10 protein-coding genes and 6 tRNA genes are annotated in these 13,594 nt (G+C 62.1%); 6 read left to right on the forward strand and 10 right to left on the reverse strand.

Annotation, left to right across the window (positions count from 1 at the left end; all coding sequences use genetic code 11):
* Positions 1–108 precede the first annotated feature (108 nt).
* Together AC56LW_RS00915 and earP are read right to left on the reverse strand one after the other, a co-directional pair.
* On the reverse strand, positions 109–684 hold the full coding sequence (locus AC56LW_RS00915) for an elongation factor P (protein WP_183558142.1): 576 nt from the start codon (positions 682–684) through the stop codon (positions 109–111).
* A 107-nt stretch (positions 685–791) separates the two neighbouring features.
* Positions 792–1,967, reverse strand: a complete 1,176-nt coding sequence (earP, locus tag AC56LW_RS00920; RefSeq protein ID WP_499630746.1) for an elongation factor P maturation arginine rhamnosyltransferase EarP — start codon at positions 1,965–1,967, stop codon at positions 792–794.
* 364 nt (positions 1,968–2,331) lie between these two features.
* Between earP and AC56LW_RS00925 the strand changes: the two genes are divergently transcribed.
* The 3 genes from AC56LW_RS00925 to AC56LW_RS00935 all read left to right on the forward strand — a co-directional run bounded on the left by AC56LW_RS00925 (position 2,332) and on the right by AC56LW_RS00935 (position 5,518).
* Positions 2,332–3,231 carry a hypothetical protein gene (locus tag AC56LW_RS00925; protein WP_499630749.1) on the forward strand — a complete coding sequence of 300 codons (900 nt, stop codon included), beginning with the start codon at positions 2,332–2,334 and terminating at the stop codon, positions 3,229–3,231.
* 85 nt (positions 3,232–3,316) lie between these two features.
* A complete protein-coding gene (locus tag AC56LW_RS00930) occupies positions 3,317–3,574 on the forward strand; it encodes a hypothetical protein (protein WP_499630751.1) in 258 nt (85 codons plus the stop codon).
* A 24-nt stretch (positions 3,575–3,598) separates the two neighbouring features.
* Positions 3,599–5,518 carry a S8 family serine peptidase gene (locus AC56LW_RS00935; RefSeq protein WP_499630754.1) on the forward strand — a complete coding sequence of 640 codons (1,920 nt, stop codon included), beginning with the start codon at positions 3,599–3,601 and terminating at the stop codon, positions 5,516–5,518.
* Between the two features lie 80 nt (positions 5,519–5,598).
* Here the strand turns inward: AC56LW_RS00935 and AC56LW_RS00940 are convergent.
* The 8 genes from AC56LW_RS00940 to apbC all read right to left on the reverse strand — a co-directional run bounded on the left by AC56LW_RS00940 (position 5,599) and on the right by apbC (position 9,453).
* Positions 5,599–5,674: transfer RNA gene (locus AC56LW_RS00940), tRNA-Glu, on the reverse strand.
* 218 nt (positions 5,675–5,892) lie between these two features.
* A tRNA-Glu gene (locus AC56LW_RS00945) sits at positions 5,893–5,968 on the reverse strand.
* A 93-nt stretch (positions 5,969–6,061) separates the two neighbouring features.
* A tRNA-Glu gene (locus AC56LW_RS00950) sits at positions 6,062–6,137 on the reverse strand.
* A 75-nt stretch (positions 6,138–6,212) separates the two neighbouring features.
* Positions 6,213–6,288 (reverse strand) — tRNA-Ala (locus AC56LW_RS00955).
* A gap of 92 nt (positions 6,289–6,380) precedes the next feature.
* Positions 6,381–6,456, reverse strand: a tRNA-Glu gene (locus tag AC56LW_RS00960).
* Positions 6,457–6,546: 90 nt separating this feature from the next.
* Positions 6,547–6,622 (reverse strand) — tRNA-Ala (locus AC56LW_RS00965).
* Positions 6,623–6,713: 91 nt separating this feature from the next.
* Positions 6,714–8,105, reverse strand: coding sequence for a glutamate--tRNA ligase (gene gltX, locus AC56LW_RS00970; protein ID WP_499630757.1), 1,392 nt, complete (start codon positions 8,103–8,105; stop codon positions 6,714–6,716).
* A gap of 259 nt (positions 8,106–8,364) precedes the next feature.
* Positions 8,365–9,453 (reverse strand): iron-sulfur cluster carrier protein ApbC, encoded by a 1,089-nt coding sequence (apbC, locus tag AC56LW_RS00975; protein ID WP_183558121.1) that lies wholly within the window; start codon positions 9,451–9,453, stop codon positions 8,365–8,367.
* A gap of 161 nt (positions 9,454–9,614) precedes the next feature.
* On the opposite strand from apbC, the gene metG reads away from it, so the two are divergent.
* From metG to AC56LW_RS00990, 3 genes are all read left to right on the forward strand, one after another.
* Positions 9,615–11,786 (forward strand): methionine--tRNA ligase, encoded by a 2,172-nt coding sequence (metG, locus tag AC56LW_RS00980; RefSeq protein WP_499630760.1) that lies wholly within the window; start codon positions 9,615–9,617, stop codon positions 11,784–11,786.
* Between the two features lie 165 nt (positions 11,787–11,951).
* Positions 11,952–13,268: an enoyl ACP reductase FabMG family protein gene (locus AC56LW_RS00985; protein ID WP_332531157.1), complete on the forward strand. Its 1,317-nt coding sequence runs from the start codon at positions 11,952–11,954 to the stop codon at positions 13,266–13,268.
* A 103-nt stretch (positions 13,269–13,371) separates the two neighbouring features.
* Positions 13,372–13,581 (forward strand): DUF3460 family protein, encoded by a 210-nt coding sequence (locus AC56LW_RS00990; protein WP_332531156.1) that lies wholly within the window; start codon positions 13,372–13,374, stop codon positions 13,579–13,581.
* Positions 13,582–13,594 lie beyond the last annotated feature (13 nt).

A 13,594-nucleotide genomic window follows, 5' to 3' on the forward strand; every position in this document is an offset into this window, starting at 1 on the left:
AAGCCGTCCACCCTACGTCACCGCATCATCCGATGTGGTACGAATTGGTTTGCCCCGCCCATAAAAAAACGCTGCCGAGGCAGCGTTTTTTTATGGGGAAACCCGTGCTTAGTTACGCACGACTTTCTTGTACTCGTTGGTGCGGGTATCGATTTCGATCATGTCGTCGCCGCTGACGAACAACGGCACCATCACGGTGTGCTGCTTGCCTTCGATGGCGTTTTCGATCTTGGCTTCTTTCAGGACGTTGCCCGACGTGTTGCCCTTGACTGCTGGCTCCGAGTACACGATCTGGCGTGCGATCGTGGTTGGCAGTTCGACCGAGATGGCCTTGCCGTCATAGAACACGGCTTCGCATTCCATACCGTCTTTCAGGTAGTGCAGCGCGTCGCCCAGGTTCTCTTCTTCGATTTCGAACTGTTCGTAATCGGCGTCCATGAAGACATACAGCGGATCGGCGAAGTACGAGTAGGTCACTGGCTTTTTGTCCAGCACGACGACGTCGAACTTGTCATCGCCACGGAACACGTTTTCCAGCGGTGCATTGGTCAGAAGATTCTTCATCTTCCACTTGTAGGTGAAGCCCGTGCGGCTCGAGCCATTGACGTCGGAACGCAGCACGATGAACGGCTTTTCATCAACCATGATGATGTTGCCAACACGAATTTCTTTTGCGGGTTTCATAGATATTTTACGTAAAAAGATAGTTGCATTAAATCATCGCCGGCTGGTGGGCCGAAGGCCCCGGACCTGCGTTTGATCGTCGGAATCCGTTAGAAACTAACCGGGCATTATACGCTGTTTTCCTGGGCAAACCGCAGATCGCGCACGAAATCGAGCAGTTGCGTGACCAGATCGCCCCGCGCGAGCACGGTCTGGCGCCACGCATCGGCCTGCGCTGCGATGTCGGGCAACGTGGCGTCGAGGGCATTCCAGGCGGCCCGGTGATCATCCATCGGCTGCGCACCGTTCCAGCCAAGCATGTACGCCGTCAGTGCCGGCGCCCCTCGCGCGTACAGCGCCAGGAACGCGCGCAGCTTCTTGTGGTGCAGATTCTCGTCCTGCGGATAAATGTGCCAGACGAAAGGACGACCGGCCCATTGCGCCCGTACCCACGAATCTTCGCCACGCACGAAATTGACGTCGCAGGCCCAGAGTAACAGGTCGTAATCGGCCTGGGGCAGGAATGGCAGTACGCGTACGGTCAGCGAGCCCTGGCTTGCGCTCGCGCCGGCCACTGGCGCGGTACCCAGGAAGGCGCTGACCTGCGCGGACGCGACGCCTTCCGGCACCAGGCACAGCGTGGGGGTGGCGCCGCCCCGCCAGGTGTCGAACAGTGCGGTTACCGGCGCGTCAAGGTAGCAGAACAGCGACACCTTGCGCCCTGCTGCCTCGGCCGCGGTCACGCCGAACCGCGCCAGGAAATCCATGACGCCGGCGCGATCCTCCTGGAACGCACGCCGGCGCGCGTCCAGTCCCGCTTCGTACAGCAGCCCGCCAGTGCGCGCATTAAAGCCCGGGAAATAGAAATGCTTGGTCAGCCGCAGGCGGGGATGCATCGATGGCAGGCAGTGGCAGCCCTCGACCCAGTCCTCGGCCGTCAAGCCCTCGTAGTTCAGCCATACGGGGCGCGGCGTGCGGGCGGCCATGGCCCGTTGATAATCGGGCGGCAGCTCACAACCGAAGAACTCGATGACGACGTCGGGGATGTCACGGGCGTCGAACTGGCCACCCGGATCCTGCCAGTGACGCACTGTGACGCCTTGTATCGCTTGCTGCGCCGCTGCCGGATCCACCTCGGGGCAGATGCGCCGGAAACTGACCAGGTCGTCGACCCACAGCGTGACCGCCAGCGCATGCTCGTGGCACAGCTGGCGCGCCAGGCGCCAGCAGATGCCGATGTCCCCATAGTTATCGATGACCTTGCAGAAAATCGCCAGTGACGGCGCGGAGGAAGACAGGGACATGGATGCGGGCGGTGCTTTGACGCGCGGAGACGAGGGTCGTCATTCTAACCCGGATTTACGTGGTGATTTTTCTCAGGCCCCAGTGCGCATCGCGAAGAAAGTTGGAGCTTTCTGACGCGCGTCTGCGCTACCGCAAAGCGCGATTTTAACGTTGCCCACATCGCCATAAGACCAAAACTTCATTGCCAGGCACCGGTCGAACGCCTACCTGCAGGAAAAGCAGCCTCGAAAGGCCGCCATCCTGCCCTTCCCTCGCGCCACCGGTCACGCCGCGGCGCGAATCATATGAACACGGTCGTTTGTGGCAGGCCCTTGCTGTTTCAAGCCAGCCTCAGCGCGACCGATCAACCGGAGGCTTAGCACCATGAACGAATTTCAACAACCATTTGGTCAACCACAGTTTGCACCACAAGGCCTGGGCAGCATGTTCGGCGGCGCACTAGGCGGCGCCGTTGGCCGTGGCATCGGGGGCTGGTTTGGCAATAGTGGCGCGGGTGGGCGCATCGGCGAAATGGCCGGCAACTTCCTCGGTCACCTGTCGCCATTCTCGGTCGATCCCGCCGCTGCCATGGGTGTGCAGCAGCAGATCGATCCGCAACAGCTGCAGCAACTCCAGCAGATGCAACAGCTGCAGCAACTGCAACAACTGCAACAACTTCAGCAGCAACAGCAGATGCAGCAGCTGCAAGGGCAGTTGACCCCGCAAGGCGGTTTCTTCGGCAATCTGATCAGCACGATCGGCAAGCCTGCCGGCGCCCTGGTCGGCAACCTGACCGGCAACCGCCACCTCGGCAACATGATCAGCGACTATTCCGGCTATGCCCGGCTATTGCCGCTCGGCGCCGACCCGCAAGCGCAGCAGCAGGTCCAGCAGCAACACCCGATGGTCCAGCTACAGCAGTTGCAGGCCCAGCAGCAGCAATTGCAACAACTGCTGCAGCAGGTCCAGCAACAGGCTGTCATGCTGCAACAGCAAATCGTGCAGCAAGGCGGTCAACTGGCGCCGCAGGGTTGGCTCAGCAATGCGATCACCCAGTATGCACGGCCGGTCGGCGGCTTCATCGGCGAGCAACTGGGCAACCAGGGTCTGGGCGCCGCGATCGGCGGCGTGGCGGCGCAGCTTGGCCGTTATATACCCGCATCCGTTGATCCGTATGGGCAGCAGTTCGGCAACCAGCCCGGGGGACAACTCGGTGGCCAGTTCACCGGTCAGCAAGCGCAGTACGGCCAGTCTGGCCAGTTCGGCCAGCAAACCGTGCACTAAACCATGAACCACACCACACCATGACATATAGCCAGATTATTGCAGGCAACTGCCTGCAGTGATCTGGCGCCGAGGAGTCCCCGCCATGCCGGCTTCCCTGCCCCCTGCTTGTCCCGGCCGCTACATCGTGCGCGCTGCGAGCGACGACAACGAACTCGTCCGGTTCCTGGCGATCCTGAGCGCCGAACCCGGCGTGCAGGTTGTCGACCTGATCGGTCCATCGTCCGGCCCGCCACACACGGCAGTCGTCGAAACCGACGCGCCCACCGCCGAGCGGCTGCGGCAGCAGACTCTTGACCAGTTAACGATCGAACCCGACGAACCCCTCTCACTGTCCGACTGAGCGGCGCCGGGCAAAGGACACACTATGGCCAAACAAGCAAAAGGCGGTGCTGCCGATTCGCAGCAGACGCCCACCGAGTTGCATGACGGCGCAGGAGACGCCCGCGCCGATACCGGCAGCAGCCCCACCCCTGCGCGCGGGCGCCCGGTCACCGAGCGCAAGAAAAAATATCTGGTGGCGCCGCGTGCCGTGCTCGGCGCATTTGGCACCAGCAGCTGGATGACGCCGCTGGGCCTGTCATCGGTGCAGCAAGCGCTCACCGCCATGCCTGATATCGACGTGGTCGACACCATCACGCCGCGCGCCGGGCTGACCACAGCCGGTTTCGGGCCATCGTCGATGGGCGACGGTGCCGAGGGCGTTGTCGTCGCGCGCATGACCGATCAAAAAGCCGGCGAACTGCTGCAGCGCGGCCAGGGCCAGTTGCTCGTCGAACGCGACCAGCACCTCGCACTGCTCGACCCCATGCTGCGCCGCCCCGACCTGGTCAGCTCGCTCACGCCCTACCAGGGCCCGCAGTGCGAACTCTTGCTGGCGGTCGTGGGCACTGACGGTGCGCCGCTGCCCGAGGTCGAGGTCTCGCTGTTCGGTGGCGTGCTGCCCAGCACTGCAGTCACCGGCGCCGACGGCGTGGCGCACCTGCGCCTGTATGGCGACGATCCCCACACGATCAGCGGCCTGTATGTAAAACCACGCGCCGATTACTGGAGCTTCTACCAGCGCGATCCCGACCTGAGCCTGCAAGAGGCCAACGTCGTCATGCTGCGCCCCCTGGCCGAATGGCCGGCGCTGCGCGGCCTGCCGCAGCAAAATGCGATGGGCTGGGGGGCGCGGGCCATGCGCCTCGACCAGGTGCCCCAGCATTATCGCGGGCGTGGCATCAAGGTGGCCGTCATCGATTCCGGCGCCGCTACCACGCATGGCAATCTGAACGAGATCCACGAAGGCTTCGACGTCATCAACAAGCGCACCGACCGCAGCACCTGGAATGTCGACACGCTCGGCCATGGCTCGCACTGCACCGGCGTGATTGCCGCCACCGATCCCGCCTGGGGTATCCGCGGCTTCGCCCCCGAGGCCGAAATTCACGTCTGCAAGCTGTTCCCCGGTGGCCAGGTGAGTCAGCTGATCGACGCCCTCGAATACTGCATCGAGCAAGGCATCGACATCGTCAACATGAGCCTGGGCGGCTCGGCGCCCTCCGAAGCACTCGAGCGCCAGATCGTGCGCGCCAAGCAGGCCGGGGTGGCCTGCATTGCCGCCGCCGGCAACTCGGCCGCTGCCGTGCAATATCCGGCGTCATCGTCACATGTGCTGGCCGTCGCGGCCATCGGCAAGATCGGTGAGTTCCCGTCCGACAGCTACCATGCGGAAACCATCGGCGCCGACATCGACGTGTATGGCTACTTCACGGCGCGCTTCAGCTGCTTCGGACCACAGGTCGATGTGTGCGCGCCCGGTGTGGCTGTCGTGTCGTCGGTGCCGCCAAATAATTTCGCCGCATGGGACGGGACATCGATGGCGGCGCCACATGTGTCGGGCCTGGCTGCACTCGTGCTGGCACACAGGCCCGAATTCGGGTCGATGCTGCAGGCCCGCTCGCCGGAACGGGTTGAACGGCTATTCCACGTTCTACGGATGAGCGCGCGCCCTGTCACGCTGAATGATCCCAACCACATCGGCTATGGTTTGCCCGATGCGCTGGTGGCGCTGGGCTTGCCTACGGCGCAGCAAACGATGCCCTGGCAGAGCACGGCAGCAGGGTTTGGTGCGCCGGTTGGCATGCATGGCATGGCCACCCATGACGGTGGATGGCTCAGCGCGGTGGGGGTCAGCATGCAGCATCAGGGCATGCAACAGCAGGGCATGCAGCATCAGGGCATGCCAAATCAAGGGCCGACGCTGCCATATCCGTTCGGCACGCTGCGGGTGTCAGGTTGGTGAAGTACGAAGCGCCGCGCAAGCCTGTCGCAGACGAAAAAAAACCGGAGCCCCACTGTCGTGGCCGGCTCCGGCTTTCTGTCTGGCGTCCCCACGGGGATTCGAACCCCGGTACTCACCGTGAAAGGGTGATGTCCTAGGCCTCTAGACGATGGGGACCTAAAACTGGTGCTGCATATTACCGACTGCGTGTTGCCCGATGCTGCTGACTGCAACGCAAAACATCACAAGACTGTCGCAACCTTCGCAAGCCATCACAATAACGATCCTGCGATCCTACTTTACAACCAAATCATTGCGCACACAAATGTAGTGGCACAATAGAAAAACCGGAGCACCTCTCCGCGCAAGCGCGTTGGTCTACCCCGGTTTTAAACTGGCGTCCCCACGGGGATTCGAACCCCGGTACTCACCGTGAAAGGGTGATGTCCTAGGCCTCTAGACGATGGGGACCTAAAACTGTTTTGCTCTAACGAGCGCACTACAACTACATGATGCTGCTGACTTCCATGCGCCGCCGCTGGCGCGGCACATCTGCCAAATTCTTGGCGTCCCCACGGGGATTCGAACCCCGGTACTCACCGTGAAAGGGTGATGTCCTAGGCCTCTAGACGATGGGGACCCTGGACTTGCTGAAACTTTTACTGTGCTTGCTTTACTCGTACTGCGGTACTACTCAATGTCGTTTTCTTTTACGTGGTGGAGGTAAGCGGGATCGAACCGCTGACCTCTTGCATGCCATGCAAGCGCTCTCCCAGCTGAGCTATACCCCCCACGGGAAAACAACATTTTACTACACTGCACCTGCTTCGACCAGTAGCGCATGCTGCTTGCATACTGTGTCTTGTTATTCTAACCAGCAAGCTGGCGTCCCCACGGGGATTCGAACCCCGGTACTCACCGTGAAAGGGTGATGTCCTAGGCCTCTAGACGATGGGGACCATGAACAACCGATACTGCATTACTACTTTGCTGCTGGCTACACAGCTTCACATTACAACCGAGGCAAAACCACTGCCACACTTCAGAGTTGGTGGAGGTAAGCGGGATCGAACCGCTGACCTCTTGCATGCCATGCAAGCGCTCTCCCAGCTGAGCTATACCCCCGCAGCGCTGAAGTGCGAGCATTATATAGGACACCCTTGCATTTCGCAAACAACGTTTTGAGACGTCGAAGCGGGGTGTCCAATGCGGGCTGTTACAACCCCTTCTGCACGCGCGCCAGCACGACGTCGCGGCCAAACAACTCGAGCACCACATCGATCGCCGGCGTCTGCAACTGGCCTGTCAGCAGCAGGCGCAGTGGCATGGCCAGTTGCGGCATCTTGAGGCTGTGGGCAGCCAATACTTCCTTGATCATCGCTGCCAGCGACGCCTTGTCCCACGCCACCGTGGCGCAGCGCTCAGCGAACAGCGCCAGCGCCGCGCGCACGGCTTCCGTCAGGTGCAGCGCCAGTTGCTCGGCGTCCGGCTGCGGATCGCGGTAGAACAGCATGGCAGCATCGGCCAGCTCGTTGATCGTGTTCGCGCGTTCCTTCATCAGGCCCAGCACGGTTGGCAGCGCCGGCGCGCCATCGAAGCGCGCACCGTCGCGCTCGAGCTTTGGCAGCGCCAGTGCAGCCAGGCGCTCATTGTCGGCTGCCTTGATATAGTGGTTGTTCAGCCAGTTCAGCTTTTCCGGATTGAACTGGGCCGCCGATGCGGTCAGGTGTTCCAGATTGAACCACCCGGTGAACTGCGCCATCGAAAATACTTCGTCGTCGCCGTGGCTCCAGCCCAGGCGCGCCAGGTAATTGAGCATCGCTTCAGGCAGATAGCCCTGCTCCGGATAATCCATGACGCTCACGGCGCCATGGCGCTTGGACAGCTTTGCGCCATCGGTGCCGAGAATCATCGGCAGGTGGCCATACAGCGGCAACTCGGCGCCGAGCGCGCGCAGGATGTTGATCTGGCGTGGCGTGTTGTTGACGTGATCGTCACCGCGCAGCACATGCGTGATCTTCATGTCCCAGTCGTCGACCGCGACGCAGAAGTTATAGGTCGGCGTGCCGTCCGGGCGCGCGATGACCAGGTCGTCGAGTTCCTTGTTGCCGATCGTGATCGTGCCCTTGACCACGTCCGTCCAGGTCACGTCGCCATCGAGTGGATTCTTGAAACGCACCACCGGCTTGACGCCTTCCGGCACGGCCGGCAGGACCTTGCCGGCTTCAGGGCGCCAGGTGCCGTCGTAGCGCGGCTTCTCGCCGGCTGCGCGCATGCGCTCGCGCATCGCTTCCACTTCGTCAGGCGACGAGTAGCACAGGTAGGCGGTGCCGGCGTCGAGCATGCCGGCGACCACTTCGCGGTAGCGGTCCATGCGCTGCATCTGGTAGAACGGGCCTTCGTCGTGCTCCAGGCCCAGCCACTTCATGCCGTCGAGGATGGCCTGCACGGCTTCGGGCGTCGAGCGTTCGAGGTCGGTGTCTTCGATGCGCAGGATGAAAGTGCCGCCGAAGTGGCGGGCGTAGGCCCACGAATACAGCGCGGTGCGCGCGCCGCCAACGTGGAGATAGCCGGTCGGGCTGGGAGCAAAACGGGTGCGGACGGTCATGGCGGAAAGCAATCAGGTAAAAGGCGTATTCTACCCCGACGCCCGGCCGGCCAGCATGCATCCCCACGGCCCCTTGCCCAGTCTCTTCAACGGCGCACCACGGCGCGACGGGTCAAGCGGCCATGCCGGGCGCGCGCAGCGCCACCGGCCGCCTCCCTGCACGACACGGCCCTGCAAAATGAACAAAGCCCCTGTACAACAGCGTTGCGCAGGGGCTTTATGAAACGGCTCCGGGCACCAGGCCCGGCCAGGCTTGAGATCAGTCGTTCCTGACGACGATGCTCGGGAACTTGCTGCTCATGTCCTTGGCCTTGTCGGCGATCTTGATCGCGACCTTGCGGGCGATCTGCTTGTAGACCGCAGCGACGGCGCCATCCGGATCGGCGACGACGGTCGGACGACCGGCATCGGCCTGCTCGCGGATCGACATCGTCAGCGGCAGCGCGCCGAGGAACTCGATACCGAAATCGGCGCACATCTTCTCGCCACCGCCGTGACCGAAGATCGCTTCGGTATGACCGCAGTTGGTGCAGGTGTGGGTGCTCATGTTCTCGACCACGCCCAGGATCGGGATCCCGACTTTCTCGAACATCTTGAGGCCCTTGCGCGCGTCGAGCAAGGCGATGTCCTGCGGCGTGGTGACGATCACGGCGCCCGTGACCGGCACTTTCTGCGACAGCGTCAGCTGGATGTCGCCGGTGCCTGGCGGCATGTCGACGATCAGGTAATCGAGGTCGCGCCAGTTGGTCTGCTCGAGCAGCTGCTGCAGCGCGCCGCTGGCCATCGGGCCGCGCCACACCATCGGCTCATCCGGATCGATCATGAAGCCGACCGACGACACCTGGATACCGTGGTTTTCCAGCGGCTCCATGCTCTTGCCGTCGTTGGTCAGCGGGCGACCGCTCACGCCCAGCATCATCGGCTGCGACGGACCATAGATGTCGGCATCCAAGATGCCGACGCTGGCGCCTTCGGCGTGCAGCGCCAGGGCCAGGTTCACGGCCGTCGTCGATTTGCCGACGCCGCCCTTGCCCGAGGCAACAGCGATGATGTTCTTCACGTTCGGCATGACCTTCATGCCGCGCTGGACCGTGTGCGAGACGATCTTGCTGTAGGCGCGGATGGCCACGCCTTCGACGCCTGGCAGGGCCAGCACGGCGCTGGCTGCCATCTGGCGCAGCATCTCGACCTGGCTGGCGGCCGGGTAGCCCAGTTCCAGTTCGAATGTGACCTGGCCATTGTCGATATTGATGTTCTTGATCGACTTGGTGGTGATGAAATCCTTGGTGGTATTGGGGTCGATTACGCTCGCCAATGCCGTCTTGATATCGCTTTCAGTGATGCTCATGGTGCTCTCCAGGTGTTCTCCGATTGATATTGGGGCGAAGTGTAGCGCAAAACGGCAGGGCAGCCAGCCTGTTGGTCGTAAACCACGGGGAATACCCCCTGCGCGCACAGGGCCATCCGCTGTTAAAATGCTTCTTTTCATATAACCGAAGCGTTTCAACCATGACCCGCAAGCTGTTCGTCACCACCGCACTGCCCTACGCCAATGCTGCCTTCCATATCGGCCACATGATGGAATACATCCAGGCCGACATCTGGGTCCGCTTCCAGCGAATGCAGCGCGAAGGCAATGCGCAGGGCGGCCAGAAACGCGAAGTGCATTTCGTCTGTGCCGACGATACGCACGGCACGCCGATCATGATCGCGGCCGAAAAAGAAAACATCACGCCGCAGGAATTCGTGGCCAAGATCGCCGCCGGCCGCGCGCAATATCTCGATGGCTTCCATATCGCCTTCGATAACTGGTATTCCACCGATTCGCCCGAAAACGTCGAACTCTCGCAAGGCATCTACCGCAAGCTGCGCGATGCCGGCCTGATCGTCACCAAGACCGTCGATCGCTTCTACGATCCGGTCAAGGGCATGTTCCTGGCCGACCGCAACATCAAGGGCGAGTGCCCGGTGTGCCATGCCAAGGACCAGTACGGCGATAACTGCGAAGTGTGCGGCGCTGCCTACCAGCCCACCGAACTGATCAACCCGTTCTCGGTCTTCACCGGCTCCACGCCCGTGCTCAAGCCATCGGAGCAGTACTTCTTCAAGCTGTCCGACCCGCGCTGCTTCGCGTTTCTCAAAGAATGGCTGAACACCCCGGGCCGCCTGCAGCCGGAAATGGTCAACAAGGTGTCGGAGTGGCTGGGCGAAGCCGGCGAAAAGCTGGCCGACTGGGACATCTCGCGCGACGCGCCCTACTTCGGCATCCCGATTCCGGATGCACCGGGCAAGTTCTTCTATGTGTGGCTGGACGCGCCGGTCGGCTACCTGGCCAGCCTGAAAAACTACTTCGACAAGCAGGGTCTGGATGTCGAGGCGTTCCTGAACGACCCGGCTGCCGAGCAATTGCACTTCATCGGCAAAGATATTGTCTCGTTCCACCTGCTGTTCTGGCCGGCGATGCTGAATTTCTCGGGCCACCCGATCATCGACAACCTGAAGGTCGCCGTCCACGGCCACCTGACGGTGAACAATGAAAAAATGTCGAAGTCGCGCGGCACCGGTATCTCGCCGCTGCGCTATCTGGAACTGGGCATGAACCCGGAGTGGCTGCGCTACTACCTGGCCTTCAAGCTCAACGCCAGGGTGGAAGACCTGGACTTCAACGGCGACGACTTCGTGGCCCGCGTCAACAGCGACCTGATCGGCAAGTACGTGAATATCGCCAGCCGCTGCGCCGGCTTCATCGCCAAGCGCTTCGACGGCAAACTGGCCGACAGCGTCTCGCCGCTGGGCCGCGACTGGATCTGCAAGGCACTGATGCACGATGGTGCCGAGCGTCAGGCATCGGTGGCCGCCAGCTTCGAGGCGCGCGAATACGGCCGTGCACTGCGCGAAATCATGGAGATTGCCGACGTCATCAACCAGTACGTCGACGAGCACAAGCCATGGATCCTGGCCAAGGACGACACCAAAACGGCCGAACTGCACGACGTCTGCACGACCGCGCTGATCCTGTTTCGTCAACTGACCATCATGCTGCAACCGGTGCTGCCGCAAGTAGCCGCGCGCGTCGCCGAATTCCTGGGCGACGCTGAACTGAGCTGGGCCGACACCCATGGCGCCGCCGTCTACGAATCGATGCTCGGCCGCACCATCGGCACCTACACGCACCTGATGCAGCGTGTCGACGCCAAGATGGTCGAGAACCTGTTCGACAAGCCGGTCCCGGCGGCAGTTGCTCCGGCGATCGCCGCGCCGGCAGCCGCTGAGGCGATCGCCCCGGCGTCTACGCCAGTGACCGACGCGTCGGACGAAGGCGACATCGAAGCCCTGGCTCCGACCATCACGATCGACGACTTCACCAAGATCGACCTGCGCGTCGCGAAAATCGTCAACTGCGAACACGTCGAAGGGTCGACCAAATTGCTGCGCCTGACGCTGGACGTCGGCGAAGGCCGTCACCGCAATGTGTTCTCGGGCATCAAGTCGGCATACCAGCCGGAAGACCTGATCGGCAAGCTGACAGTGCTGGTGGCCAACCTGGCACCGCGCAAGATGAAGTTCGGCGTGTCCGAAGGCATGGTGCTGTGCGCATCAAGCGCTGACGAGAAAACCAATCCGGGTCTGTACCTGCTCGACCCGATGCCGGGCGCGACGCCAGGCATGCGCATCCGCTGATGCTTCACGACAGCGGCTGGTCTGGCGTGCCACGATGACGTGGCCGCCAGCCAGCCACTGGCCGGCCCCGGGGTGCGAATTCCGGGGCCAGTACCGGGTGTACAATGCCATGTTTAAACTATGACAAGACGCCCTACAAACTCTTTTGATAGGTAGCCAAGAACCATGACCGATTTGACTCCCCTGCGCCATATTCCGACCGCCAACGTGTTCCGCAAAGGCGACGTGTTCGTCCTGTTCGGTGAACTGTTCGGCCGCGGCTACGTGAATGGCCTGATCGACGAGGCGCGCGCCGCCGGCATGACGATCGTCGGCATCACCGTGGGCCGCCGCGACGAGACCGGCGCCCTGCGCCCGCTGGACGCGGCTGAACTGGCCGAAGCCGAAGAAAAACTGGGCGGCCGCATCATCAATGTGCCGCTGATGGCCGGCTTCGACATGGATGCACCGGAGGGCGAAAAGAACCCGACCGAAATGCTGTCGGGTATCACGCTGAAAACCTGGCAAGAAGAAACGCTGGACTGGGCGCACATCGAGCGTTGCCGCGAAGCCGGCGTGCGCCGCTTCACGACCTCGGCCGCGCAAGTCATGCAGGAAGTCGACAAGCTGGTGCCACAGGGTGCGAACGTGTTCTTCGCCCATACCATGGCGGGCGGCATCCCGAAGATCAAGGCCTTCCTGGCCATTGCCAATCGCATCTACAAAGGCCGCGGCGAGCGTTTCATGTCGTCGCGTGCCCTGCTCGAGAGCGATCTGGGCAAGTTGATCCTGATGAACTTCGACGAAGTCTCGGCCAACACGCTCAAGTACCTGATCGATGCGTCGGCCACGATCCGCGACCGCGTGACCCAGGCTGGTGGCGAAGTGCGCTACACGGCGTATGGCTACCACGGCACCGAGATCCTGATCGGCGGCGAGTACCACTGGCAGACCTACACCAACTACACGCAGGGCTACGCCAAGATGCGCCTGGAGTCGGTGGCTGAAGCGGCGTGGAAGAACGGCATCACTGCCACGGTGTTCAACTGCCCGGAAATCCGCACGAATTCGTCGGACATCTTTGTCGGCGTGGAACTGTCGCTGTTCCCGTTGCTGGTCGCGCTCAAGCGCGAAGGCGGCGGCGCCTGGGCCGATGAGCAGTGGCGTATCTGCGAAGAATTGCTGGGCGACGACACGTCACTGCAGCAATTGCTCGACACGATCGAGGGCTACAACAACGACGCCACCAGCGCCGAGTTCCGCAATTTCGAAGCCTGGCCGATGGACAACACGCCGGCCCTGGCCGATGTGATGATCGGCACTTCGGAAGCGATCACGGCCCTGCACAAGGACAAGAAAGCGCTGATCACCGATCACCTGTCGAGCCTGGTCCTGGAAGGCGCCGGCCCGCTGATGTTCCATGGCGCGTCGGAAAAGATCGCCCCGGTGCTGTGGCTGAATCACGACATCATCGCGCGCCAGCTGAACGCGCTGCACAAGTAAGCCTGACATCGTCATACTTGACGACACCTGGGGCGGGGCGCAAGATTCTGTCCCGCTCCAGGTCTCGTCAAGCCGCTGTTCCATTGCATCCACGAAGCCAATCATGATCTTCTCGAAAAAACACGTGAACTACGAATCCGAGCACACCAAGTTCATCTCGGAACTGAAGAAACAGCATCCAGAGATGGATGCCGGCCAAGTGGCCGGTCGCGCGCTGCTGTGGGACAAGTCCCCTGTCTCGCTCGACGAACAGGCACGCACTGAAGAGTCGCGCCTGCGCCAGCAAGCTTATCCGTACCAGAACAAGGTCTGAGGACGGTCGCGCG

Source organism: Telluria sp. LT2P80 (genome assembly GCF_059685955.1).